The sequence below is a fragment of the Vibrio tapetis subsp. quintayensis genome (genome assembly GCF_030409945.1).
GTDB classification, from domain to species: Bacteria; Pseudomonadota; Gammaproteobacteria; order Enterobacterales; family Vibrionaceae; genus Vibrio; species Vibrio quintayensis.
In genome coordinates this window covers 91,770-117,328 of the sequence record NZ_JAUFQV010000036.1, presented here as the reverse complement: position 1 = coordinate 117,328, position 25,559 = coordinate 91,770, and the positions used below count along the sequence as shown (strand labels likewise).

Genomic DNA, 25,559 nt, shown 5'->3' with positions numbered 1-25,559 from the left:
GAAAGCACATGTTGAATAAGATATTTGGTAAAGATAAGAATAATTGGACAAAGGTATTTGCTGAAAAGGCCAGCTCAGTACGAGATGAGCGCTTAAAGAGCTTTTATGAAACGGGGGTTGTATCTGAAGACACGCCGTTATCGCAAGTTCCCTTTGTCGCGCTTGATTTCGAAACAACAGGGTTAGACGCACAAAACGACGACATAGTAAGCATAGGTCTAGTGCCGTTTTCACTCAACCGTATTTACTGTAATCAAGCTAGGCACTGGATAGTCAACCCAACCACCCCACTGGCGGAGGAGTCGGTGGTTATTCACGGCATCACCCATAACGATATCGTCGATGCGCCGGATCTAAGGCGTATTCTTGACGAAGTATTGGACGCCCTAGCTGGAAAAATAGTGGTTGTCCATTACCGCAAGATCGAACGAGAATTTATGGACAGTGCGCTAAAAGAGCGTATTGGTGAAGGGATTGTATTTCCCGTGATGGATACCATGGAAATCGAAGCTAGAGTTCAAGATAAATGGGCTGGCGGTTTGATGAATCGATTAAAAGGCGTCAAGCCACAATCCATTCGTTTAGGCTCAAGTCGGACTCGCTATGGATTACCTGCTTATACGCCGCACCATGCGTTAACCGATGCCCTAGCGACGGCTGAACTACTGCAGGCTCAGTTAATGCATCATTACTCAGCCGACACGCCCATTAAAGAGATATGGCTGTAGGCGGTACTCGCTAATTGCAGCTAAGTGCGAAATTCCAATTCCAAGTAGATAAAAAAAGAGGCGAACTAAGTTCGCCTCTTTTTTTATTTTCAGTTACAGCTAATCAAACTTAGCGGTAGCCACGCTCCGTGCGCATACCCATTAGCAAACTTACACACATGGCAAGTAAGATAAAGGTAAACGGCAGTGCGGTAGAAATTGCGCCCGCTTGTAGCGCTTGGATTGCCTCAGTACCACCAACCCATAATAGTGCAGCAGCAATAGCACCTTCCATCATTGCCCAGAACACACGCTGAACGACAGGAGCATCCACTTTACCACCAGCAGTAATGCTGTCGATAACCAATGAACCTGAATCCGAAGAGGTAATGAAGAAGACTAAAACCAATAAGATAGCAATTAATGAAAGAACCGTACCAAATGGCAGAGCTTCAAACATTTCAAACATCGCCAGTGGTACTTCACGTAGGCCATTTGCACCTAACACGCCCACTTCATTGATCACTTGGTCAATCGCAAGACCACCAAATACTGACATCCAAAGTAACGTCACTAACGTAGGGACAATAAGTACCGCTGTTAGAAACTCACGCACAGTACGGCCACGAGAAACACGAGCGATAAACATACCTACGAACGGAGACCATGAAATCCACCAAGCCCAGTAGAATACCGTCCAGCCTTGGAACCATGCTTCATCATTACGACCATGAGGATTACTCAAAGGAATGATGTTCTCGACGTAAGCCATGAACGTTGTAGGGATAGAACCTAAAGATACCGCCCAACCAACAAGGCCAACGAAGACAAGCAAAACAAGCGCAATAAGAATATTAATGTTACTGATGATTTTCACACCACCATCAATACCACGGATTACCGAAACAACGGCCAATAACGTCACCACAAGGATAACGGCTACCTGTAGCCCCATGCCGCCATCGATACCAAATACATGATTGATACCACTAGCTGCTTGTTGCGCACCTAGGCCAAGCGATGTTGCTAAGCCAAATAGCGTTGCCAGTACCGCAAGAATATCAACAATATGACCAGGCCAGCCCCAAGCTCTATCGCCCAAAATCGGGTAAAAAATAGAACGAATAGACAGTGGCATGCCTTTATTATAAGTAAAGAATGCAAGAGAAAGCGCTACAACACCGTAGATTGCCCATGGGTGTAGACCCCAGTGGAACATGGTTGCACCAAGTGCTAATTTTGCCGCTTCCGGTGTATTCGCTTCAACACCAAGCGGCGTTTCAAACCAACCGGTGAAATAAGCCACAGGTTCTGCCACACTCCAGAACATAAGGCCGATGCCCATCCCTGCTGCGAACAACATAGACAGCCATGAAAAGAATGAATAATCAGACGTTGCTTCTTGCCCACCTAAACGAATTTTACCGTAAGGAGAAACAATCAAACCTAAGCAAAAAATAACAAAGATGTTACCCGCCCACATAAACAAACCATCAAATGCGCCGATGATCTGCCACTTAATACCGTCTAATGTTGCTTTTGCAGCATCTGCATCCGCAACCATGATAGCAACCAAGAACAATGCAATTAAACCAGCACTGATCCCGAATACTGGGTTATGAACATCAAACCCCCATTTTTGTACGTTATCTTGACCGACGGTATAGTCGGTACTGTCGATACTGTACTTATCGATTCCCTTTGTCATTTGTCCTCTCTGTCAATAAATTTGACGTATTTTGACGTTTTTATAAGGTGAAATTCTATGATTACATAACTATTAAACTGCAAATTTGCCGTGTAATAGTTAGTGAACATAACATTTAGCCACTAATTCGATAGGTAAATTCTAAACAATGACAGACAAGAACGCTAGCTTTTGCCCAGCAATTAACCGCTTATCCTTGTATTCTTGAATCAAGCGTCTACTTTATCTACAAGGGGTCTCATCAATTTCATTCGTGTACGAAACGTTTCCTGATTATCAAGCGGATCACAGTTGTCAAAATTATTCACTTTTTTGATGATAGAAATACGATTTCAGCCTTTTCAGACAAGGGTTTTTAGTGTAGTTTTGGCAAAAAAATTTATAGGATATTGTGGTGGAAAAACACGAAGAAGTGCTCGTGTCGATTAGGCAAATTATTAGAGCCATAGATCTGCACTCTAAGAAGTTAAGTAAAGAGTCTGGATTAACCGGTCCTCAGCTAATCTTAATGCGTTCAATTCGAGAGTTAGGCGAAGTAACAATACGCAGCCTAGCCAACCATACCAATATGAGCCAAGCCACCGCAACGACCATATTAGATCGTCTCGAGCGTAATGGTTATGTGCTGCGTCAACGTAATTTAACCGACAAAAGAAAGGTTCATGCCCATCTTACCGATGCGGGTAAAGAAATCCTACAAAAGTCACCTTTGCCGCTGCAAGAAAACTTCATCAACCAGTTTCAAGAGCTGGAAGAATGGGAACAGAGCTTACTGTTGTCGTCTGTTCAACGTATCTCATCCATGATGAACGCTGAAAACTACGATGTGGCTCCTCTACTAGAAATCGGCAGTATTACCAAGCCAGAATAACGCTCTAGTCCATTCGAATATAGCTAAACCGAACCAAACATCTGTTATGACCATTGATGCCTTATCAATGGTCAATTTAGACACACTGTCTTACTCTATCAATCCTTGTTCTAATGCGTATTTCGCTAATTCTGCTGTCGAATGTAAATCCAACTTATGTTTAATGTTTTGACGATGCGTCTCGACGGTGCGGTAACTGATATTCAACAAACTCGCCACCTTTTTGCTGCTACATCCGGTTGCTACCAGCCTCAACACCGACTCTTCACGTCGTGTTAACGGGTTACTCACCGAGGGTGCAGGAGCCACTTGTTGAGTGAAGAGCGTTTGGGTAACAGACTCACAAAAATACGTTGAACCTTGATTCACCGTTTTGATCGCTTGGATCATTTTCTCTGCACTGATTTCTTTAAGCATGTACCCCATCGCACCAACTTGCATCACCTGCATGATGTACTCACGGTTGTCATGCATAGTAAGCATCAAGACTTTCGCATCCGGTAATTCTTCTTTAATTAATCGAGTTGCATCAATACCGTTCATGACGGGCATACTAATGTCCATCAAGGTGACGTCGGGCTTTTGTTGCTTCACGACTTCCAACGCTTCAACCCCATTACTAGCGGTACCAATCACCTTTATTTCTGGCTCACGTTCAAGACGAGCGATAAAGCCATCTAATACCACTTGATGATCATCAGCTATGACGACGGTAATTGATTTACTCATCCAACTAATCCTTCTAAATTGAGTAACACGGTAATCTCTGTTCCTATCTCGGGTTCACTTTCCAGTTCAAATTCACCACCAATGAACTCGACCCGTTCGCGCATGTTCCTTAACCCAATGCCATCAAGCCCTCGAATCTGCCTAGGGTTGAACCCGATACCATCGTCTCTGACCACTAGCTGTAGTAAATTTCCCATCTGTTGCAATATGATGGTAATTTTAGTTGCTCTGGCATGCTTCTCGATATTATTTAGCGATTCTTGTGCTACTCGATACAAGGTAGTCGCGGCTTCAGACTTTAATCGCCCCTTTTGGGTGTCAAAAAGCGTTTCAATTTGAACACCTGAGTGTGCTTGATAATCTTGCAGTAACGTCGTCAAAGCCGCCTCTAAACCAATATCATCTAAAGCACTTGGTCTTAAGTTATGGGAGATTCGCCTGACCTCACTGATCGCAGTCATGATAGATTGCTGCGATTGTTCCAAGTGTTTCGAATATTTAACGTCTGTTAGATTATCTCCAAGTAACTCTAAATGGCACTTACTTGAAACCAGTAACTGATTAATGCCATCATGTAGCTCTCGAGCTAGATGCTTTTTTTCGTCCTCTTGAAACATCACCGTTTTGTGCGCCAGTTCTTTAAGGTTTTTATCAGCCAACCGATGTTCGTGTAAGTTTATTGCCAACGTCAAAACAATAATCACACCCACAGTAACCACTAATATGACCACAATCGAAAACACCGTCGTTTCAATATTTTTACCTATCGCCGCCTGCATATTTGCGACCTCTAAGCTGACGTCTTCAATATACAAACCAGTGCCTATCATCCAATTCCATTTATCAAGCCACGCGGCATAACTGAGTTTGGGTACTGTTTCACCAGTTGACGGCTTTTGCCATAAGTATTGATGAAAACCACCGCCACTCTGGGCTTGGTCAAGCAAGGACTCAATCAGAAAGTTGCCATTCTCGTCTTGGATATGCAGTAAGTTTTTACCCACTAACTCGGGCTGTATAGGGTGGACAAGGTTAATGCCGTTGCTGTCGTAGGCAAAGAAGTAACCATCGCTACCATAACGCAGTCGAGTGAGTATTTGTCTGACTTGTAATTTGGCTTGCTGCTCTTCAAGGCTGGGATCTTGATAGACATGACGAATCGCGTCAAAGGCGAGATCGACGCTGTCTTTTAAGGCTTGTTCTCGTGACTTTATCAACGAGCTTCTTAGGGTTTCAACTTCACGTTCACCTAAGGTTTTCGCCTGATGAAATGACACCCAACTAATGCTCGCCGTAACTAACATCAACGGCAATAAAGTCAACAAAATCAATTTAGCTTTAAGAGGCATTCCCTATCCTCCAAATAAAAAACGGCCTATCTAACAGTTAAGATAGGCACGTTCAATTTATCAATATTTGTTACATTGTTAAAACTTGTTATTCACAACCTCGAAGCCTGTCACATTCCATAAAATGCTGGGAACGCCAGTATCGAACCAAGAACCAATATCTGAATACCGATGAATGGCATTACTCCTCGGTAAATATCTCGAGTAGTAACTCCCTTAGGTGCAACGCCTTTGAGATAGAACAAGCTAAAACCAAACGGCGGTGTTAAGAATGACGTTTGCAGGTTCATCGCAACAAGTATTGCGAACCAGGTCATGTTAATACCCATCAACTCAGCAATGGGAGCTAAGATCGGCACGATGATGAAACAGATTTCAACAAAATCGATAAAGAAACCAAGAATCAAGATAACCAGCATGGTAATAACAAGGAAGCCCCACTTTTCGCCAGGTAATTCAAGCATCCACTCTTCTACTAGTATATCGCCACCGGTGTAAGTAAACGCCATCGAAAACGCGGTCGCACCTAATAAAATAGCAAAAACCATGGCAGTAACCTTGACGGTTTCTTTTGATGCTTCATAAACCATTTTAAAGCTAAATTCACGGTACAAAAGAGCGAGAACGATAGCGCCTGCGCCACCTAGAGCGGCTGATTCAGTTGGCGTGGCAACACCCGCGAAAATAGAACCCAGCACAACGACAATGAGCGCGAGAGGCGGAACAACGGCTTTAAGTGCTGTGATCACTTCCTTGCGGCGGCTAATCGTCTCGTCACGCTCAATCACTGGCGCGGCTTCAGGATTACGGTAGGCATAAAATAGAATGTACGCTATGTAGGCTGCTACCAGCATAAAGCCAGGGCCTATAGCGGCTTGGAATAAGTCCCCAACAGGCACACCTAAAACATCACCAAGCAAAATGAGAACAATAGACGGGGGAATGATTTGGCCAAGCGTACCCGACGCACAAATGGTGCCGCAAGCAAGCCCTTTATCGTAATTGTATTTCAACATCACCGGTAGTGATATAAGCCCCATAGCCACCACGGATGCTCCAACAACACCGGTAGATGCAGCAAGCAAAGCGCCGACCAATACCGTTGAAATGGCGATACCGCCACGAACGCCACCAAAGAGGCGCCCCATGGACTCAAGAAGTTGTTCTGCCAGTTTGGTTTTTTGTAGGACTAGGCCCATAAAAACAAACAGTGGTACGGCCATGAGTACCGTATTTTCCATAATGGATTGAATTCGGTATGGCATGAATGCAAACATTTCAATGCCTTCCGCCCACACGCCAAAAATTAATGCAATTCCACCAAACGTAAACGCAACAGGGAAACCTAGTAGTAGCGCAACCAGTGCGACAAAAAACATTACTATTCCAATCATGATCTCGCTTCCTTACTTCTCTGCTTGGTAAAGCAATCTTGGGTTAACCAGTTTATTCAGGGAGTGAAGCAACAATCCTATGCCACTTACCGCCATGAAAAAGAATGAAAGTGGAATCATCGCTTTAATAATCCAGCGATAAGGTAAGCCACCAGGGTCGCCCGATGTTTCCCCTAATGCGAAACTTTCTTTGGCAAAGTCGACACCAAACCAAGCCACCGAGAGGCAAAAAGGAATGAGGAAAATGAGGGTGCCTAGAATGTCGATAATGGCTTGAGCTTTCATAGAAAGGCGTTCATAGAAGACGTCAACACGAACGTGTCCTCCGGCTTTAATCGCGTATGGCACGCCTAGCAAAAATACGCTGGCAAACAGGTGCCACTCCATTTCTTGAAATCCGATGGACACGTCATTAAAGGCATATCGCATGACTACGTCGTATACTACGTTCGCTAATAGCAGCAAAAATAGTATGCTGGACAGCCAACCTAGTACATCTCCGATGCGGTTGAACATACGTTCGACAACTATCAAACTTCTCATTCCGTACTCCCTGGGAAATTAAAGGCGGAGCACGATATCGTGCTCCTAATCTTGGGCTTGTTGATTCTTAACGACTGTTGTTATTTTTATTGCAAATGAGATTGCTATGCCAGCGCAGGCTTACGCATTATTGCTGGCATTATTTTTTTTCAGTTCGTTATTTTGCTTGGCTGTTTAGGTAAGCTCTATGAGAAATATCCGTCCACGAACGTACTTGTTGTAAGTAATCCGCTTGAGATTTTTGGATCTCTTTTGCTAATTCATCTTTTTCTGCATGCTTAGTAAGTAAACGATCATTCGCTTCTTTTAGTGCTGCCATTACAGACGGTGGGAAGTTTTTAACTTGTACGTCAGGGTATTCCGTTTTCATAGAAACCCAGTTCTTACCACTTTCGTGCGTTGCTTGAGTGTACATATCGTAAGCGGCGGTGCGCATTGCCACACGTAAGATTTCACGCAAGTCTTCTGGCAGTTTGTTCCACGTACGTTTGTTCACCAGGAATTGAAGCTCAGAACCCGGCTCATGCCAACCCGTGTAGTAGTAAGGCGCAATTTTGTGGAAGCCCATACGTAAATCCAATGACGGACCAACCCACTCAAGTGCATCGATAGTACGACGCTCTAAAGAGGTGTATAGCTCGCCAGGTGCAATGTTGGTTGGCTTAGCGCCAAGTTCTGCTAGGATTTCACCCGCAAAGCCTGGGATACGCATTTTCAGGCCTTTAAGGTCTTCTACGCTGTTGATTTCTTTTTGAAACCAGCCGCCCATTTGGATGTCTGTATTACCGCCAGGAAAGGATAAAAGATTGTGAGGCGAGTAAACTTGATCCATCAGTTCCATACCACCACCGTGGTAAAACCATGCGTACTGTTCTGCTGGAGTCATACCAAACGGCATTGAAGTAAAGTAGAGTGTGTTAGGCACTTTACCCTTCCAATAGTACGAACCTGAGTGGCCCATATCGTATTGGCCAGATTTCACCATATCAAACACACCTAGAGGAGCTTTATGTTTGTTCGCAGAATCAATACGAATTTTCAGGCGGCCATTGGACATTTTTTCAGCCATTGCTGCCATGTTTTTAGTAGCATCACCAAATACTGGGAAATTAGGTCCCCATGTCTCCGCAAGCTTTAAGCGATATACTTTATCTGCAGCTTGAGCATTTAACGAAAGCATCGCAATACTGGTCGTTGCGACAACCAGTACTGTTTTCAGTACTCGTTTTACTGATTGGTTAATCAAGTTCATGTTTCCATCCTTGCTAGATTCAATTCACTTACGCTATTGCAATCTATTTTGCATAACGCAGTACACCAACCTTGAAACAGAAGCACTCTAAATAAAATCAGCGAGACCACGCAGAAATTAGAAAACGGAAACAACCATCAACATACTAACCTACGTATTAATACTTAGATAAATGTTATTAAAAATCTTAATCAACTGTATTTAAACAAATTAATAAATACATATAAAATGAATCGCCCACAAACTACCTACGTAGTTACTGCGTATTTATATTAATGATATTTTGCACATATGTGACTTGGGTTACTTTACTTCGACAGCGAGTCTTTCAATTTCAGTTGAAATCATGCTCTCTTCTTCTCACATTCTCGCCGTGTTTTTAACCAAACGCTTCCCAACCAACAAGGTGCAATGTAATTGCCATGAGCGTGATCTACCACTTAGGAGAAACTCAGCCTTGTCATGGAGCAAAAAAAACCTCCAAACCCGAGCAGTTTGGAGGCATTAATATTTAATGATTGTGTTGTGAACTAGCTAAAGACCAACGCCTTAAGTGATGAGTTAAGATCTTTATCTTCAAACTCTGGAGGGTTGTCTAGGCGGTACTGGAACGTAAGCTCTGGAGCCTCTTCTTTCATCGAGTCGATCAGAAAATCTGGAGTTACACTTGGTGCATTTACGCAAGCCAGCACTTCGCCACCTTGCTCTAACAAGCTAGGTAAGCGACGGAGGATTTTTTGATAATCTTTCGTCAACGCAAAACTGCCTTTTTGGAAAGACGGCGGATCAATAATGATCACATCGTATGGGCCATACTTTTTGATTTTGCCCCATGACTTAAAGATATCATGTCCAAGAAACGCAACTTGATTAGTATTATGACCGTTTAGACGATGGTTCTCTCGTCCTCGGCTTAACGCGCCTTTTGCCATGTCAACGTTAACCACTTGGTCAGCCCCACCAGCGACAGCGGCAACGGAGAATCCACAAGTGTAAGAAAACAGGTTCAGTACTTTCTTTTGCTTAGAACGTTCACCCACCCACTCTCGGCCTAAGCGCATATCTAGAAACAAACCAAAGTTTTGGTTTTTTCCTAATTCAAGTTGGTATTTCAAACCGAGCTCTTCGACGACGGGTTTTAGCTCTGGCTCTCCAAAAACCGTTTCAAATGGCGAACCCTCAAGGTAACGGTGCTGGACCAAGACGGCACGGCCTGATTTGTTTTCCCACGCAGCGGTTTTCGTAAATGCCAATAAACCGTTATTAAGTTCCGCCAAAAAGCGGTCTTCAGTCGGCTTAAAAATGTGCACGACCAACTGACCTTGAAGCCAGTCTATCGTCATTTGCTCTAAACCCGCATAACATTGACCGCGACCGTGAAATAATCGACGTAATTCATTTGGGGCTTGTTCTAGCGCTTCTTCAAGAAGTGGCCAAAGTTGGGGTAACGCTTCTTTGTTCATCATTTCACTCATTTGATTGCAGGCCATGCGAGTTGCCAAGGAGTTTGCCATTCTAACAACGCTTGTTGAACGGCGTCACTTGACCATTTCTGACCAAGGTCTGGGATCTCGCTCGGGTTACACACGATTTGGAACGTTTCACCTTGGTAGTCAAAGCGCAAAGCATAGGCATGTAAATACCCTCGATCTGCTTTATTACCCGCATTATAGATGTCATCACCGACAATAGCAGAACCGACCGACTTTAAGGCAACGCGTATTTGGTGAGTTTTCCCAGTGTGCGGTTTACATAAAAATACACGTTCGCCGTTTTCTCCCGCAACAGAGAAGAATTGTGTCACTGCTGGGTTGTTTTTAGTCGTCAGTAGCTTCCAACTTGCGCGTCGAGAACGTTCCATGTCGCCACTTACCAAGCCCTGCTTCTTCTTAGGCTTCTTAGCACCCAGAGCGAGATAGAATTTACTGATTTTTCTTTCTGAAAATAGCGCTGATAAGTCGCGAGCAGCGTTGCTATGTCGGCCTAAAATCAGCATGCCAGATGTCATTTTATCTAAGCGATGTACCAAGTATAACTTTGCATCACCGGTGTGCTTCGCCACTTCGATCAATAAAGAAGTATCACCATCATCCTTGTGGACACTCACTCCGGGATGTTTGTTGATAATGTAAAAATCGGGATGGGTAAACAAGATATCAAACATAAATTACCAATGCAGGTTTGTCGGTTAGCCGCAAGATGCGCAGGCGCTAGAGTATAGCCAGATCAAGTAATTATTCCAGCCTTTGATCCCTTTTAAAAGCAACAAAGCCCTAAATAATTAGGGCTTTGTTGTACGACTAACTTTTACTTATGGTTTAAGCAAAAAACACCAACAGCATCATCAATGGACACACTACGCGTACGTATGTTGGCCATATTTTCCAGAACCAGCTGTTCTCAATTTCAGGGTTACCCTGCTTGAGTTCTTCCAACACTTGGTTTCTGTGCCATACCCAACCGACGAGTAGCGCATACAACATACCCAAAATTGGCTGTGCATAAACCGTTGTAGTTTCAATAACCAAACCAAACAAAGTGCCAAAGTTAAACACGATCAGCCCAGAAATGACTGTGATGACCGCTCCAATCCATAACACGGCGAAGTTTCGATTTTGTTTAAGTTCTTCAATGGCGCACGCGACTGGTACTTCAAGCATAGAGATAGAAGAAGTGAGCGCTGCGATCATCATTAATGCAAAAAATAACATGCTAGCCAAAATGCCTAGCCCGCCCATAGTATCAAACATGGCAGGAAGCACCGCAAATACAAGCGTGTCAGAACTTAGTAATTCGCCCGCGTCGGAGAAAATTTCTACGCCATTATGCTTTGCTACAAACATGGCTGGCAAAACCAACAGTCCCGCGCCAAATGCGATACCCGTATCCACTAAGGCCACTTGAATCGCCGTTTTAGGAATATTGGTGTCTTTTTTCAGGTAAGACCCGTATACCATCATGGTACCGACACCAAGTGACAAGGAGAAAAATGCTTGCCCCATCGCACTGACCAGAAGATCCGCATCAAAATGTGAAAAATCAGGCACGAGGTACATTTTTAGGCCTTCAATCGCACCATCTTGAAATAAGATGTATGTGATCATCAATCCAAATAGCAATAGCAATGCAGGCATTAAGCGAGTAGACCAACGCTCGATACCATTCGCTACACCAGCTCGAACCACATACATGGTCAATGCCATAAACAGGACCATCAACAACAGGTTGCGTTCTAATCCAAAGCTGGTCACCCACGTTGATACGCTACCTAGCCCAATCAAATCAAATGTGCTACCAGCAAACTCACCAATCAACCAGCCTGCGATAATGGCGTAAAAGCTCAAAATCAACGATACCGTCACCATTGCAGTGATGCCCAGCAAAACCGCTCCTAACTTACCATTAGGCCAAATCGCTTTAAGAGACTGGATTGGGTTAGATTGACCGTATCGACCAATCGTCAATTCAGCAATAAGCATTGGGCAAGCTAAAATGAACACCATAACTAGGTAGGTGAGAAGGAATACTGCGCCGCCATTGCTTGCTGCTTGAGTTGGGAAGCCCCAAATATTGCCTAGACCAACCGCAGAACCTGCCGCTGCCATAATGAAGCCCAGTTTAGAAGAGAACTGACCTCGAGAACTACTTGCCATAAATCATTACCAATTTGTGTTGATGACTTGCAGTGTAAACTTTTAATTACACCACAAGCAATTTCGTGTTTACTTCCAAAGATGGTAAGTAGAACAGTTTGAGAATAAAATTAAAAGAGGAGATGGCATATTTAATCGCCAAAAATCTACTTTTTCGAACCATATGCTGATATTTCAGCCAATCCAAACATTTTTTCCCACACTCAATCCATATTTAAGCAACATCCACTAATCTTTATTAACGTATCCTTTCATCTAGTTAGTCGCTCTCTCACCGACCAGCCGTCATAAAGACACTATCAGTAATACTTTCTCGATATTTGTTTCTCAATTTTGATGATAGTATTGGAGTGAATATTCACTAGGTTACTTACTGAAATAATGGATAAATTTTACCAATTGGTCGCGTTAGCTGGCCTTGTTCTCTACTGGGTGTTAGTTGCAGGTGTCACCATTCGAGTGGTGATGAAACGCCGACCTGTCAGTGTGTCGTTAGCTTGGCTAATGATTATCTACATCATTCCTGTAGTTGGTGTGTTCTGTTATTTCTTATTTGGTGAGCTAAATCTCGGCAGAAAACGCGCAGAACGTGCGAAGCAGATGTTCACCCCGTACGAATTCTGGTTCAAGCAGCTGCATGATTGCCAAGCTCATCACCCAGAGTTGCTCAATGAGCAAATGACTCAAATTCATGATTTGTGTTTAAACAGGACAGGAATTCCGGCCTTAAGTGGCAATACATTATCATTGCAGACCTCACCTGATGACATTCTTCATTCCATTATTGAAGACATAGAACAAGCCTCCATCAGTATCCGAGTCGAGTTCTATATATGGCATCCCGGCGGATTAGCTGACTCTGTCGCCAGCGCATTAATACGAGCAGCTAAGCGCGGAGTAACCGTGCAAGTACTACTGGACTCTGCCGGCAGCCACCGTTTTTTCAAAAGTCATTGGAACAAGATGTTACTTGATGCGGGGGTTGATGTTGTACAAGCTTTAGCCGTCTCGCCATTTAGGGTGTTCCTACGCCGTCTAGATTTACGACAACACCGAAAGATCATCGTCATTGATGACGCCATTGGTTACACAGGTTCGATGAACTTAGTTGACCCAGCTCACTTCAAACAAAATGCAGGCGTCGGACAATGGATTGATGTGATGGTTCGTGTTACAGGGCCAACCGTTAACGTATTAGCAGCGATCCATGCTTGGGATTGGGAGGTAGAAACCGGTGAGCGGATCTTACCCATGTACCCTACCTGCTCGGTCGACAAAAGTGCTGGATTGCATCCCGTTCAAGTAGTGCCCTCTGGCCCGGGCATGCCAGAAAACCTCATTCAGCAGGTGCTTATTCTTGCCATTAACCAAGCAAAAGAGTCTGTTCGCATCACAACGCCTTATTTCGTGCCCAGCGAAGATCTCCTAAATACTTTAAAGATGACTGCACAACGTGGTGTGAAAGTTGAACTGATCATTCCTCATCGAAACGATTCCATTATGGTCAAGTGGGCCTCTAAAGCTTTTTATACTGAGCTGCTCAATGCCGGCATAGGAATTTACGAGTTCAGTGGTGGATTGCTGCATACAAAATCCGTCGTTATCGATCAACAATATTGCTTGATCGGAACGGTGAACCTAGACATGCGAAGCCTCTGGCTCAACTTTGAAGTAACGTTAGCGGTTGACGATACCGCATTCACTCAAGAGCTGTACTGGTTACAACAATCGTACATTGATAGTGCGCATAAAATCGAATCTGCCACTTGGTCAGAGCGTGGACTGATTCATCGATTTTTTGAGCGAGCTTACTTCTTGTTTAGCCCATTACTTTAAATTTGTGAATTATTACTTGCGTTCCAGCCACGCAAACGCTTTTATATTAGCCCTAATATAGGCTTTAAATAGCGCTTATACCCCTATTAAGATATCGAGAACAAGGAAAGTCGATGAGCGAGAAAAAGCAAACCAAACTGGTGACAGCCGGCCGTAACAAAAAATGGACTCACGGCGTGGTTAACCCGCCGGTTCAACGCGCATCTACTGTCGTGTTTGATACAGTAGCCGAAAAGAACAAAGCCGCTCTAGAGCGCCAAAGCTCTACTCTTTTTTATGGCCGCCGCGGCACTCAAACTCACTTTGCGTTCCAAGATGCTATGGTGCAAGTTGAAGGCGGTGCAGGTTGTGCTTTGTACCCATGTGGTACGGCTGCTATCGCCAATGCCATTTTGTCATTCGTATCAACCGGAGACCATATTTTGATGGTCGACACCTGTTATGAACCAACCAGAGATTACTGCAACACCATTTTGAAGAAAATGGGAGTAGAGACCACGTATTACGACCCAATGATTGGCGAAGGTATCTCTGAGTTGATCCAACCCAATACAACCGTTCTATTCACCGAATCCCCGGGCTCCATCACCATGGAAGTGCAAGACATCCCAACTCTTGCGCGTATTGCTCACCAACATGATATTGTCGTGATGCTCGATAATACTTGGGCTGCCGGTGTCTTGTTTTCTCCGTTTGAATTTGGTGTCGATATCTCCATTCAAGCCGCTACTAAGTACATCGTTGGACATTCCGATGTCATGCTGGGAACTGCAGTTGCCAATGAAAAACACTGGCCCCAACTACGTGAACAAAGCTACCTGATGGGGCAATGTGTCTCTCCTGATGACGCTTACTTAGGTCTACGTGGCTTAAGAACGCTAGATGTTCGCTTGAAACAACACCAAGAAAATAGTGTAAAAATTGCAAACTGGCTGGCGACTCGCCCTGAAGTCGATCACGTACGTCACCCTGCACTTGAGAGTTGCCCTGGCCATGACGTTTACCAACGCGATTTTAGTGGGTGTAATGGCCTATTCTCGTTCGTATTAAAAACCAGCTACCCACGAGCAACCACTGCATTACTCGATGGTATGGAACACTTCAGCATGGGGTATTCTTGGGGCGGTTACGAGAGCTTGATCTTAGCTAACGAACCTAAAAGCTTTAACGCCCTTAGAACCGTGGCCAACCCAAACTTTGAAGGTACGCTCATAAGAGTGCATATTGGGCTTGAAGACACCGACGATCTTATCGCCGATTTAGAAGCTGGGCTCAACAGATACACTGAATTAGTAGAAGAACACGCCACAAAATAGGTCATTGTAAATACATAGACAGCTGTAAACAAAAGACAGGCGTAAACAAAAAAGCGAGCTCAAGGCTTAATGCCGATCGTTTAGCTACTTGAACGATCCTCCAGAGGCCTCATAATCGGTCGTAACGTAAGTTACGGCCGATTTTTTATGTCTGAGTTTTCAAAAGAGTTACAGGTTACCGCAGAGTTTTGCCACGAACGTCCAATCGATGTGTTTAATAAACACATTCCTTTGGAATGGGTTGAAGAAGCTGTTCAACAAACTGGCCGAGTATCACTCAGAAAGCGACGGCTCCCCGCAGAGCAAGCTGTTTGGTTAGTATTAGGGATTGGGCTCCAACGTAATCGCTCCATTCAAGATGTCTGCGACAAGTTGGAGTTGGCATTCCCAGATGTGGGTGGTGAACTCACACCTATGGCAACAAGCAGTATTATCAAGGGCAAAGAGCGCCTCGGTGATAAACCTATGCGTTACTTGTTTAAAACGACAGCGCAACAGTGGGAGCGGCAATCAGACTTTGACGAAGTTTGTGGCTTGAAGCTTCTTAGTGTCGATGGAACGTATTTTAAAACTCACAATACCGAAGAAAATCAGCACTTTGGGTTTGCTCAAAAAGGTGCATCACTTCCAAGCGTGTTGGCAGTAACATTGATGTCTACACATAGCCACCTAGTGTCCGATGCTGCTTTTGGGCCAGTAACAAACAGTGAAATATCATATGCGCAACAACTTGTGGGTTCAGCACCAGATGACTCATTGACACTTTTTGATAGAGGGTTTACTTCAGCGGAATTATTTACCAGTTGGCAGGGTGCTAGCAGTAACAGCCACTGGTTAACACCAATCAAAGCCAAAATGCGCTATGACATAGTCGAGAGTTATACTGAATATGATCATCTCATTGATATACCTGTGTCACCACAAGCGCAAAAGAAGGCTCCCTATCTTGGCAAGAATTGGCAAGCCCGCCTTATTCTAATCCCAACACCTAAAGGTGAAATCAAAGGCTTTATTACTTCGTGCCTATGTCCCGAGCGCTATCCGTTTGATGACCTAGTTAAAGTGTATTGGGAGCGTTGGGAAATCGAACGCAGTTACGGCGAACTAAAGCAGTATCAGTTACAAAACAAACCAACATTACGAAGTAAGAAAAAAGTCGGGATATATCAGGAACTATGGGGAATATTAACCAGCTATAACATCGTGAGGCTGGAAATGGCTGAGATGGCTGAGATGGCTGAGATGGCTAAACAACATGAAGTAGAGCCCCTACGGATCAGCTTCATTAATGCATTATTTTTGATTATGGATGAGATGATTTGGGCGAGCCATACTCGAAGTCCAGGAGCGATACCAAAAAACTTAAAAGCTCTCAGGGACAATGGGAAACGGCTTATTCTCCCAAAGAAACGGAAAAGGAAACCATACCCCAGAGCGGTTTTAAAAAAACCAGCCCGATATCCTAATAAACATGCCACTCGCTCTTAAGCGAGTGGCATTAAGCTCAAGGCTCGCTTTTTTTTGTCGTTAGTCAGTTATTCTGATTTCACTCAAACCACTCTTTGTCTCACTTCTTAGAGCCTCCCTACTTTCCAAATTCTTCTATTTTTCGAGCCGGGCAGCCTACGAGGTGATCATTCACCATGCCAGTGGCTTGCATGAAAGCGTAGCAAATGGTTTCGCCGACAAACTTAAAGCCTTTTTTCTTCAAAAACACACTCATTGCTTTTGAACGCTCGGTAGATGCAGGAACTTCGCTCATGTCTTGCCAATGATTCACAATTGGCTCACCATCAACAAATTGCCACAGTGCTTTAGAGAAGGAACCATACTCTTTCTGAAGACCCTGCGCCGCTCTCGCGTTGCCAAATACAGACGCAATTTTTCCTTTGTGTTTCACGACATCAAAATGCTCAATTATAAATGAAACGCGCTCTTCATCATATAGAGCCAACTTATCGATATCGTATTCTTCAAACGCCTGTCGATATCCTTCTCGCTTTTTTAGAATGGTCAGCCAACTTAACCCGGCTTGAGCACCTTCTAGAGTGATAAATTCAAATAGATCTTTATCTTCATACATGGGCACTCCCCACTCTGTATCATGATAAACACGATCCAAAGGGTGGGTCACCGCCCATGCACAAGTTTGGTCAGTCATATTATTAGTCAACCAGTTTGATTCGATGGAAGATACGATACAACACCGGCACAACAATTAACGTTAGAACAGTTGCAAAACCCAACCCAAACATAATCGTTACCGCCATTGGCTTAAAGAAAATATCTGGCAACAGCGGCACTAAGCCAAGTATCGTTGTTATCGCAGCCATACAAACCGGACGAACCCGACTTAGAGAAGCATCAACAACAGCTAAATAGGGTTCCTTACCGGTCTTCATTTCGATTTCAATTTGATCAAGTAACACAATGCCATTTTTAAGTAACATGCCAGATAAACTCAAGAAGCCGAGTAACGCCATAAAACCAAACGGCGTATCAAACATCAGTAACCCTGTTGTCACACCGATGACCGCTAATGGCACGGTTAACCAAACAATGAGCGGCTCTTTTACTGAATTGAACAGAAACACGGTAATTAAGAACATGAACAAATAGCCAAGTGGCATCGTCTTAAACAAGGATGCTTGCGCATCATTGGATGACTCATATTCACCGCCCCATTCAATAAAGTATCCAGAGGGTAACTCAATTTGATCTATGGTTGTCATCAAGCGCTGTTGCAGCGTCGCGGCGGTTTCCTCACCGAATGTATCTGGGTCTGCCATTACGGTGAGAATACGTTTCCGATCTTTACGTGCAATGACTGGATCTTCCCAACGTAAGTCGTAACCAAGCATAACTTGTTGTAGTGGCACGTATTCGCTTAAAGCAGGACTCCAAATTTTCATGCCTTCCATGCTTCGTACATCAACGCGTTCTTCATCAGGTAAGCGCGCAACAATTGGCATTAATGTTGTACCATCTCGATATACACCAATCGATTTACCAGAAAAAGACATACTCAGCATCTGATCAACATCGGCTTTGGTTATGCCATAACGCCTAGCTTGGCTTTCATTAAATTCTGGCTCCAGTACTTTCGTTCTTTCACGCCAATCATGACGAATATTAAATGCACCAGGGTCGGCTCGCATAATATCAACGACTTGACCTGCAATGGTTCGCAATACCGTCGGATCTGAGCCAATGACTCTCGCTTCTATCTTGGCTCCGCCACCAGGGCCTAGTTCAACACGCTTAAGTTTATAATCTATTTGAGGGAAGTTACTTTCAAGGTGGTCACGGAACTCTTTCATGAGTGAATCAAGTTGGTCAAAACTCTTCACGCGAGTAACAATTTCTCCGTAAGACGCAAAGGACTGACCGGGAGCGTAAGTTAACATAAAGCGTTGTAGGCCTTTACCTGCGGTGGTCGTGATATGAGCAACTTCTTCTTTCTGCTCTAACCAATCTGCCAGTACTTTAAGCTGAGTATTGGTTGCTCGAATGTCTGTCCCTTCCGGCATCCAAACGTCTACCATGAACATCGGGGTCGTAGAAGAGGGAAAGAAAGATTGTTTAAGTTGAGTAAAACCATATAAAGAGACGACTAATGCAACGACCAAGACAATGACCGTCATCCATGCCCGTTTCATACAAAATTCTAAGAAGTTTTTATAAACAACAAACACCATGCCTTTATAGGGGTCTTGATCTTCGCCTTGTGCCTCACCTTTGGTCTCTTTGAAAAATAAATCAGCAAAAAATGGCGTCAAAGAAATCGCGGTAAACCAACTTAACATCAGAGAAATCAATAAAACGGTAAACAAGGTTCCACAGTATTCACCCGTTGCATCGTCTGAAAGCCCAATAGGAGCAAAAGCAGTAACTGCGATTACGGTTGCACCGAGTAAAGGCCATTTGGTCTGCGTGACAATATCTCCGGCGGCTTGCAACCTCGTTCGACCTTTCTGTGTCCCTATCAATATTCCTTCGACCACCACAATGGCATTATCAACCAGCATACCAAGCGCGATAACCAATGCTCCTAGTGAAATTCGTTGGAGGTCGATGGCCAAATACTGCATGAAAATAAAGGTACCAAGCACGGTAACTAGCAAGATAAGGCCAATTAAAATACCCGACCTAACCCCCATAAAGAACAATAGCACCACGATAACAATCGCGACGGCTTGCCCTAAACTCACCACAAAGCCTTTTACTGATTTGTCCACTTCCTTTGGTTGGCTGTATATTTCGGCAATATCAATGCCTACCGGTTGCTGGAATTTTAACTCAGCCAAACGCCGATCGAATTGCTGTCCAATTTTTACAACGTTAACGCCTTGGCTAAACGACACCCCTATATTAACGGCCAGCGCGCCATTGAAGTTCACAATATTGCTCGGTACTTCTATGTACCCTCGTTTCACCTCTGCGACATCTCTAAGGTAAATAAGCCCTTTAGAGCCGCTTTCGGTCAGTATTAAGTCTCCCAGTTTATCGACATCGTCAAATTCACCCGTTGGTTGAATCCGTATATATTCTTCACCTATTTTTATTGCTCCCGCATCAGACACGACGTTCTGAGTTGCCAACAAGTTATAGATTGAGTTGGGGGAGATTCCTAACGTATTCATCCGCTTCATCGAAATTTCGATGAACACTTGCTCTTGCTGCTGACCCGACACATTCACTTTACCAATACCGTCGATTAACTCGAGTTCTCGTCGTAAATAGTCCACATAGTCGAGCAGTTCTTTATAAGAATAACTGTCGCCAGTGACCGCCAGTAATATTCCGTAAACATCACCAAAGTCATCGATAACTTGTGGTGCATTCACACCGGGAGGTAACTGTGGTTGAATATCGTTAACCTTTCGGCGAAGTTCGTCCCATATCTGCGGCAGGTCATCGGGCCCATAATTGTTTTTCATCGTTACGGTGATTTGAGATAAGCCACGCGTGGAAACCGACTTTATTTCGTCAACGTAAGTGAGTTGACCAATGGCTTTTTCAAGCGGGTAACTGACTTCTTCTTCCACTTGAAGAGGCGTGGCTCCCGGGTAGGTTGTTACGACCATAGCGTCTTTGATGGTGAATGCAGGATCTTCCAAGCGCCCTAACCCAAAGAAGGCCGACGTACCGCCAATCATAAAAATCAGCGCTAACATCCAGCTAATGACGCGATTCTTAATGAAATAGGCGGCAATTCCTGTTTCTTCCTGTGCTTGTGTTTTGCTTAGCTGCGACTGTTGATCACTCATAGTGAAGCCTCCTGCTCTATTAACTCTACGCTCATCCCATCACGCAACCTCGCCACGCCTGCAATTATGACTTGTTGACCCGCGGTTAATCCTTCTAATACTTGAACTTGGTCAATAGACACTTTCCCTGTTTTTATTTGAGTTTTCGTCACCGTTTGATCTTCATTGAGCACCCAAACAAATTTGTTGCTCCGATCTAGAGTGTCACCATCTTGATTAAATATGGCCTCCAGTGGCACCGTGATGCCTCTATTGAAACTGATCGCCGCTTTATTGCTTTTTGCTGCCACTTCAACCGCAGAACCATCTAGAATTGGACTCTCTTCAGGCATCGGCATCACTAACGTTAAGTTATAGGTGGCCGTTTCTGGGTCTGGTTCTGTTGTGAATTCTTTAATATGAGCACTATATTCCAGCCCCTTACTCACTCGAACGTTAACGGCAACCGTAGAAAAATCCATGTCCTTCGGTTGACTAACAAATATACGGTCTGGCACTTGAACCACGACTTCGACCACATCAATTCGGTGAACATTGACCACAGGTTGCCCGACTTGTACGTTTTCAAATTGATCAACCGCAACCCGAGAAATAATGCCATCAATAGGCGACTTCAACTGGGTATAAGACAAGCGCAGTTTCACCAAGTCCAATTCTGCTTTGGCCATCGCTCGTTGAGCCGCCAGTTCGTCAAATTGAGATTGCGCCAAATAGCCTTGCTTAACCAATTTGGCTGATCGCTTATATTGGCTGTCAGCAACATTATATTTGGCCTGCGAGTTCTCAACTTTCAATCGATAATCAGTGGTGTCTAACTCTGCAATGACATCCCCTTCACTAACGCGAGTTCCTTCTTTAACAACCAACTTACTGACTTCTCCAGGCACTCTGAAGCTAAGCATGGATCGGTCGGCAGCTCTGGCAATAGCTGGATAGTACAAACCGCTTTCGTTGCCATCTTCTCCTACCGTTAATGCTTTAACATTTGGGGTATACTCTCGGGGTTCAATCACCACTTGGCCACACGCCGACAGTAAGAAGGCCAATGAAGAACTGATCAACACGTACTTATTCATCCTCATAGCCCTCTCTCCTTAACCCACTCTCGAATAACCATTCCGTCCTCTAATGGGTAACCACCCGCGACAACAATTCGATCACCATCGCTTAGCCCATCAAGAACGTGATTCGCTTCATCCAGTTTTACCTCTGTTTTTTCAACAACATTGTCACCATTTAGCCGCCATACCCACGTTTGACTGCCCTCACCTTCGACAGCTCCTGCGGGTAAACGTGAGGCATTAGCCTGTGGAATTTCAAGCTCGACAATACCCGACATTCCGGGTAACAAACCTACGTCTTGAGGCCTTTCCATCACCATAGTCACTTTATAACTATTGGTTTTGGCATCAGCTTCAGTGTCTATTTCTAGAAATTCGATCGGAAATTTTTGATTCGGAAAGGTATCAAACAGCATTTCAGCACGAACCACCTCGTTTTCACCGAACCGGCGTAGCAAATATTCGGGCAATAAAAACACCACCTTCAATACACTGCTCGTTTGAATATTCATTACACCTTGTTGCGCCGCTACGAATTCATGGTTTTCAATATTGATGAGAGATATGTTGCCGTCGTACGGCGCTTTTAGAGTGGTGTAATCCACGTTGGCTTGCGCTTGGTCGAGATTAGACTGTGCCGACTTGTGGTTAGCGACGGCTTTATCAAAATCTTGCTCTGACACCACTTTGTCTTTACGCAATTGCTTGTAACGCTTGTATTGAACATCCGCGAGTAAAAACTGAGCTTTAGCTTGTTTCATTAACTGCACGTATTCATCGGGATTCAGTTGAGCCAGCACGTCGCCTTTTTGCACATATTTTCCTGCAACAACGGGTAAAGACATCAACTGACCTTGCACCCTAAAAGCGAGGGCGGCTTTGTCGCCGGCTTCGGCAACTGCGGGAAATTCACGTACCGTATTGGTATCATTCAATGAAACGGTAAACACCTTAGCAGGTCTTGATTCTGGTTCAGGAACGGGTGGAAGTTCTTTTTCGCAGCCGAAGAGGCCAAGGGCAAGTAAAGGTATTAGACAGCCTTTAAATCTCATATTCACATCATCCATGCATGATCACTATTACTCAACATAGTAGAGATCAACTAAGGCTGCCACTAATTGGATGAATAAAAGGCATTGATTTTCATAGACTTGAAAGTTATGTAGCTAATGATTTGACAATGAGCTGGAATAGAAAGAGTTGGCGGAAGCCAACTCTTTTGTAGGAGCACTTCGAGTTAAGTCACTAAAGCTTGCTAAACTCTCGATTGACCTTGAATGTTTCAGAGGTAACGTAAGCTTCCATTGTTTGAATGCTCCCCTCTAATTCAACAAACTCTTTTTCTAAATTTTCAACAACTTGGCTTGGTGAACCACCAGACTGCCACGGTTTACTTTTCAGTTTATGATCGTAATGTTGTGCTTCTGGTTGCGCTTGGTACGGCTGCTTTTCTAGCATCAAAGCCAGTGCAATGTAAGCCACAACAACGAAGAAGCCCGCGCCTAACAATCCGGCTGTTACTGCAATAATCCTGACCAACCAAGTTTCTACACCAAAGTAGTTAGCCACACCGGCACATACACCGGCTAACTTACCATTAACGGGGTCACGATAGAGCGATTTTCCACTCATAATTTCTGCCTCCAGTTTGGTGATTCTTCATCAAGGATTCGTTCCAAAGTTTGCACTCGCTGCTGCATATTTTCCGCTTTGCGAGTCAGACCTTGGAGCTTCTCAAAATCTTCTTCTGACAATCCTTGGCCACTTTTACGTTTGCTTCGATAATGCAAAGCCAGCCAAAGTGGCGCAACGAAAATCAAAAATACAACCAGTGGTGCTGTTAAAAACGCGGCAGACATATGAAGGCTCCTTGTAATCTAAATTATTTGTCTTGCTTGTTCATTTCTTGCTTCATTTTAGCAAGCTCTTGTTCAATATCATCTTGAGCTTGTAAGTCTGCAAATTCTTGATCAAGCGAACGTCCTGTTGCTGTGTAGCTGTCAGCTTCTGCCTCTAACTCATCGATTTTTCGCTCGTACTGTTCGAACTTTGACATGGCTTCCGCGGTACGACCAGCATGTAAATGCTTTTGCACATCCCGGCGGTTACCCGCAGTTTGGCGGCGAATAACCATCGCTTGTTGCTTAGCACGAGTTTCCTGAATCTTAGTTTCTAGCTTACCTAATTCTCCGGTGAGTTTCTCAATGGTTTCTTCCACCAATGTTTGCTCAGTGCGCAGGCCTTTAACGGAATCTTGCAGCTTTTGTTTTTCAATCAGCGCCGAACGCGCTAGATCTTCTCTTTGCTTGGTAAGGGCAAGTGTCGCCTTTTGTTGCCATTCCATGATTTGCGCTTCAATGGCATCAACGCGGCGAGATAGCTCTTTTTTATCTGCAATAGCGCGAGCCGAGTTCGTTCTAACTTCGACCAGTGTGTCTTCCATTTCTTGAATGATCAAACGAATCATTTTTTCTGGATCTTCTGCTTTATCTAATAAAGCACTGATGTTTGAATTTACGATGTCGGCGAAACGAGAGAAAATACCCATGACTGTTCTCCTAATGATGATGGTTTACATGATCCGCATAAGACGTTTGCTTTGCGTTGGTTACTATTCACTATTCACAATGCGTGCCAACTTTTAATCCTTTAATTTACAACAAGTTAAGTTAAAACGAAAATCAATATTGATTGTGTTATGATTAGCTAAGCCAACTTTTGGTAAATTTCGCCATATCGATTTAGACATGATTCATGTAACACCGGGAGCTTAGTGTGAAACAACAAAATTTGATTGGGGAGTCCCCTGCCTTTCTCGCCGTACTTGATAAAGTATCTCGCCTAGCTCCCATCGAGCGTCCCGTTCTAATTATCGGTGAACGAGGTACAGGCAAAGAGCTGATCGCACAAAGGTTACACTATTTATCAAAACGTTGGGATCAACCGCTGGTCTCTATGAACTGCTCTACTTTAAGCGAAGGTTTAATTGACTCTGAATTATTCGGCCATGAGTCTGGTTCGTTTACCGGTTCGAAAGGCAAGCACCAAGGCCGCTTCGAACGCGCAGAAAACGGCACGCTATTTTTGGATGAGCTTGCTACCACTCCGCCCTCTGTCCAAGAGAAGTTACTAAGAGTCATCGAATATGGTGAATACGAACGTGTTGGCGGTAATAAAACCTTGTCGGCCAACGTCAGGCTGGTATGTGCAACCAACGCCAACTTACCTAAAATGGCTGATCAAGGCGAATTTCGAGCCGATTTACTCGATCGTCTAGCATTTGATGTTATCCAACTGCCGCCTCTCAGAGTACGCAAGCAAGATATATTACTATTGGCGGATCACTACGCAATGAAGATGTGCCGCGAATTACAGCTCCCTTTATTCGCAGGGTTTTCATTAGAAGTACAAGAACAAATGTTGGATTACCCTTGGCCTGGGAATGTACGAGAATTGAAAAATGCCATTGAGCGCGCTATTTACCAACAAGGGAATAACAGTGATCCCATTGAGCATATGGTATTTGACCCGTTTGTTGCCGATTGGACAGAAGAAGCCGAGGTCGCTTTGCAAAACGAAGAGCACTGTTCCGATGCCACTCCCGCGCCATCGGGTCACTATTCACTCCCTCTCGATTATAAGAACTGGCAAGAACAACAAGACATTGCCTTACTCACATTTACGTTAGAAGAAGCAAAGCATAACCAGCGTCAAGCAGCAAAAATGCTTGGCCTAAGCTACCATCAATTGAGAGGAATGTTACGTAAGTACAATTTGGTTGGGCCCCAAGCTGAATAACCCTACCTAATCATTTGGTGTACCTGTAAAAAAGTGTTAAATTGTGCTGATCGAGAGGTAGCGATGACAACG

The 25,559-nt window shown here is 44.1% G+C and carries 22 protein-coding genes; 6 read left to right on the top strand and 16 right to left on the bottom strand.

Annotation, left to right across the window (positions count from 1 at the left end; all coding sequences use genetic code 11):
* The first annotated feature begins 11 nt into the window (after window positions 1–11).
* Complete coding sequence (locus QWZ04_RS19560) at window positions 12–728, top strand: 3'-5' exonuclease (RefSeq protein WP_435433639.1); 717 nt, start codon at window positions 12–14, stop codon at window positions 726–728.
* 109 nt (window positions 729–837) lie between these two features.
* Here the strand turns inward: QWZ04_RS19560 and QWZ04_RS19555 are convergent, their stop codons facing one another.
* Entirely contained in the window at window positions 838–2,415 is a 1,578-nt protein-coding gene (locus tag QWZ04_RS19555; protein WP_290329919.1) for a BCCT family transporter, read from the bottom strand.
* A gap of 394 nt (window positions 2,416–2,809) precedes the next feature.
* Between QWZ04_RS19555 and QWZ04_RS19550 the strand changes: the two genes are divergently transcribed.
* On the top strand, window positions 2,810–3,286 hold the full coding sequence (locus tag QWZ04_RS19550) for a MarR family winged helix-turn-helix transcriptional regulator (RefSeq protein ID WP_102521619.1): 477 nt from the start codon (window positions 2,810–2,812) through the stop codon (window positions 3,284–3,286).
* A gap of 90 nt (window positions 3,287–3,376) precedes the next feature.
* Here the strand turns inward: QWZ04_RS19550 and QWZ04_RS19545 are convergent, their stop codons facing one another.
* From QWZ04_RS19545 to QWZ04_RS19510, 8 genes are all read right to left on the bottom strand, one after another.
* Window positions 3,377–4,015 carry a response regulator transcription factor gene (locus QWZ04_RS19545; RefSeq protein WP_290329918.1) on the bottom strand — a complete coding sequence of 213 codons (639 nt, stop codon included), beginning with the start codon at window positions 4,013–4,015 and terminating at the stop codon, window positions 3,377–3,379.
* Window positions 4,012–5,364, bottom strand: coding sequence for a cache domain-containing protein (locus QWZ04_RS19540; RefSeq protein WP_290329917.1), 1,353 nt, complete (start codon window positions 5,362–5,364; stop codon window positions 4,012–4,014). Before QWZ04_RS19540 ends, QWZ04_RS19545 begins: the two co-directional genes overlap by 4 nt.
* Before the next feature lie 110 nt (window positions 5,365–5,474).
* Window positions 5,475–6,758 (bottom strand): TRAP transporter large permease, encoded by a 1,284-nt coding sequence (locus QWZ04_RS19535; protein ID WP_290329916.1) that lies wholly within the window; start codon window positions 6,756–6,758, stop codon window positions 5,475–5,477.
* A 12-nt stretch (window positions 6,759–6,770) separates the two neighbouring features.
* Window positions 6,771–7,301, bottom strand: a complete 531-nt coding sequence (locus tag QWZ04_RS19530; RefSeq protein ID WP_290329915.1) for a TRAP transporter small permease subunit — start codon at window positions 7,299–7,301, stop codon at window positions 6,771–6,773.
* Between the two features lie 157 nt (window positions 7,302–7,458).
* Window positions 7,459–8,553 carry a TRAP transporter substrate-binding protein gene (locus QWZ04_RS19525; protein ID WP_290329914.1) on the bottom strand — a complete coding sequence of 365 codons (1,095 nt, stop codon included), beginning with the start codon at window positions 8,551–8,553 and terminating at the stop codon, window positions 7,459–7,461.
* A 530-nt stretch (window positions 8,554–9,083) separates the two neighbouring features.
* Entirely contained in the window at window positions 9,084–10,016 is a 933-nt protein-coding gene (locus tag QWZ04_RS19520; RefSeq protein WP_290330009.1) for a class I SAM-dependent methyltransferase, read from the bottom strand.
* 8 nt (window positions 10,017–10,024) lie between these two features.
* The gene (locus QWZ04_RS19515; RefSeq protein WP_290329913.1) at window positions 10,025–10,717 is read right to left on the bottom strand and encodes a TIGR01621 family pseudouridine synthase; all 693 of its coding nucleotides are present in this window, start codon (window positions 10,715–10,717) and stop codon (window positions 10,025–10,027) included.
* Window positions 10,718–10,871: 154 nt separating this feature from the next.
* The gene (locus tag QWZ04_RS19510) at window positions 10,872–12,206 is read right to left on the bottom strand and encodes a sodium-dependent transporter (RefSeq protein WP_290329912.1); all 1,335 of its coding nucleotides are present in this window, start codon (window positions 12,204–12,206) and stop codon (window positions 10,872–10,874) included.
* Between the two features lie 381 nt (window positions 12,207–12,587).
* On the opposite strand from QWZ04_RS19510, the gene cls reads away from it, so the two are divergent.
* From cls to QWZ04_RS19495, 3 genes are all read left to right on the top strand, one after another.
* Entirely contained in the window at window positions 12,588–14,042 is a 1,455-nt protein-coding gene (cls, locus tag QWZ04_RS19505) for a cardiolipin synthase (RefSeq protein WP_290329911.1), read from the top strand.
* 113 nt (window positions 14,043–14,155) lie between these two features.
* Window positions 14,156–15,358, top strand: a complete 1,203-nt coding sequence (locus QWZ04_RS19500) for a cystathionine beta-lyase (RefSeq protein ID WP_290329910.1) — start codon at window positions 14,156–14,158, stop codon at window positions 15,356–15,358.
* A 147-nt stretch (window positions 15,359–15,505) separates the two neighbouring features.
* Window positions 15,506–16,846: an IS4 family transposase gene (locus QWZ04_RS19495; RefSeq protein WP_290329909.1), complete on the top strand. Its 1,341-nt coding sequence runs from the start codon at window positions 15,506–15,508 to the stop codon at window positions 16,844–16,846.
* Window positions 16,847–16,943: 97 nt separating this feature from the next.
* On the opposite strand, the gene QWZ04_RS19490 is transcribed toward QWZ04_RS19495, so the two are convergent.
* The 7 genes from QWZ04_RS19490 to pspA all read right to left on the bottom strand — a co-directional run bounded on the left by QWZ04_RS19490 (window position 16,944) and on the right by pspA (window position 24,237).
* Window positions 16,944–17,519 (bottom strand): DNA-3-methyladenine glycosylase I, encoded by a 576-nt coding sequence (locus QWZ04_RS19490; RefSeq protein ID WP_290329908.1) that lies wholly within the window; start codon window positions 17,517–17,519, stop codon window positions 16,944–16,946.
* A gap of 4 nt (window positions 17,520–17,523) precedes the next feature.
* Complete coding sequence (locus tag QWZ04_RS19485) at window positions 17,524–20,628, bottom strand: efflux RND transporter permease subunit (RefSeq protein ID WP_290329907.1); 3,105 nt, start codon at window positions 20,626–20,628, stop codon at window positions 17,524–17,526.
* On the bottom strand, window positions 20,625–21,710 hold the full coding sequence (locus tag QWZ04_RS19480) for an efflux RND transporter periplasmic adaptor subunit (RefSeq protein ID WP_435433635.1): 1,086 nt from the start codon (window positions 21,708–21,710) through the stop codon (window positions 20,625–20,627). Before QWZ04_RS19480 ends, QWZ04_RS19485 begins: the two co-directional genes overlap by 4 nt.
* Entirely contained in the window at window positions 21,707–22,741 is a 1,035-nt protein-coding gene (locus tag QWZ04_RS19475; RefSeq protein WP_290329906.1) for an efflux RND transporter periplasmic adaptor subunit, read from the bottom strand. The genes QWZ04_RS19480 and QWZ04_RS19475 overlap by 4 nt, the downstream gene beginning before the upstream one ends.
* 193 nt (window positions 22,742–22,934) lie before the next feature.
* The gene (gene pspC / locus QWZ04_RS19470; RefSeq protein ID WP_290329905.1) at window positions 22,935–23,321 is read right to left on the bottom strand and encodes an envelope stress response membrane protein PspC; all 387 of its coding nucleotides are present in this window, start codon (window positions 23,319–23,321) and stop codon (window positions 22,935–22,937) included.
* On the bottom strand, window positions 23,318–23,548 hold the full coding sequence (pspB, locus tag QWZ04_RS19465; RefSeq protein WP_102521631.1) for an envelope stress response membrane protein PspB: 231 nt from the start codon (window positions 23,546–23,548) through the stop codon (window positions 23,318–23,320). The genes pspC and pspB overlap by 4 nt, the downstream gene beginning before the upstream one ends.
* Before the next feature lie 23 nt (window positions 23,549–23,571).
* A complete protein-coding gene (pspA, locus tag QWZ04_RS19460; protein WP_102521632.1) occupies window positions 23,572–24,237 on the bottom strand; it encodes a phage shock protein PspA in 666 nt (221 codons plus the stop codon).
* Window positions 24,238–24,464: 227 nt separating this feature from the next.
* Between pspA and pspF the strand changes: the two genes are divergently transcribed.
* Complete coding sequence (pspF, locus tag QWZ04_RS19455; RefSeq protein WP_290329903.1) at window positions 24,465–25,487, top strand: phage shock protein operon transcriptional activator; 1,023 nt, start codon at window positions 24,465–24,467, stop codon at window positions 25,485–25,487.
* Window positions 25,488–25,559 lie beyond the last annotated feature (72 nt).

Coding starts and splice junctions, on each gene's coding strand:
- QWZ04_RS19555 (WP_290329919.1), bottom strand. CDS start 2,415: ATGACAAAGGGAATCGATAAGTACAGTATCGACAGTACCGACTATACC.
- QWZ04_RS19545 (WP_290329918.1), bottom strand. CDS start 4,015: ATGAGTAAATCAATTACCGTCGTCATAGCTGATGATCATCAAGTGGTA.
- QWZ04_RS19540 (WP_290329917.1), bottom strand. CDS start 5,364: ATGCCTCTTAAAGCTAAATTGATTTTGTTGACTTTATTGCCGTTGATG.
- QWZ04_RS19535 (WP_290329916.1), bottom strand. CDS start 6,758: ATGATTGGAATAGTAATGTTTTTTGTCGCACTGGTTGCGCTACTACTA.
- QWZ04_RS19530 (WP_290329915.1), bottom strand. CDS start 7,301: ATGAGAAGTTTGATAGTTGTCGAACGTATGTTCAACCGCATCGGAGAT.
- QWZ04_RS19525 (WP_290329914.1), bottom strand. CDS start 8,553: ATGAACTTGATTAACCAATCAGTAAAACGAGTACTGAAAACAGTACTG.
- QWZ04_RS19520 (WP_290330009.1), bottom strand. CDS start 10,016: ATGAACAAAGAAGCGTTACCCCAACTTTGGCCACTTCTTGAAGAAGCG.
- QWZ04_RS19515 (WP_290329913.1), bottom strand. CDS start 10,717: ATGTTTGATATCTTGTTTACCCATCCCGATTTTTACATTATCAACAAA.
- QWZ04_RS19510 (WP_290329912.1), bottom strand. CDS start 12,206: ATGGCAAGTAGTTCTCGAGGTCAGTTCTCTTCTAAACTGGGCTTCATT.
- cls (WP_290329911.1), top strand. CDS start 12,588: ATGGATAAATTTTACCAATTGGTCGCGTTAGCTGGCCTTGTTCTCTAC.
- QWZ04_RS19500 (WP_290329910.1), top strand. CDS start 14,156: ATGAGCGAGAAAAAGCAAACCAAACTGGTGACAGCCGGCCGTAACAAA.
- QWZ04_RS19495 (WP_290329909.1), top strand. CDS start 15,506: ATGTCTGAGTTTTCAAAAGAGTTACAGGTTACCGCAGAGTTTTGCCAC.
- QWZ04_RS19490 (WP_290329908.1), bottom strand. CDS start 17,519: ATGACTGACCAAACTTGTGCATGGGCGGTGACCCACCCTTTGGATCGT.
- QWZ04_RS19485 (WP_290329907.1), bottom strand. CDS start 20,628: ATGAGTGATCAACAGTCGCAGCTAAGCAAAACACAAGCACAGGAAGAA.
- QWZ04_RS19480 (WP_435433635.1), bottom strand. CDS start 21,710: ATGAGGATGAATAAGTACGTGTTGATCAGTTCTTCATTGGCCTTCTTA.
- QWZ04_RS19475 (WP_290329906.1), bottom strand. CDS start 22,741: ATGAGATTTAAAGGCTGTCTAATACCTTTACTTGCCCTTGGCCTCTTC.
- pspC (WP_290329905.1), bottom strand. CDS start 23,321: ATGAGTGGAAAATCGCTCTATCGTGACCCCGTTAATGGTAAGTTAGCC.
- pspB (WP_102521631.1), bottom strand. CDS start 23,548: ATGTCTGCCGCGTTTTTAACAGCACCACTGGTTGTATTTTTGATTTTC.
- pspA (WP_102521632.1), bottom strand. CDS start 24,237: ATGGGTATTTTCTCTCGTTTCGCCGACATCGTAAATTCAAACATCAGT.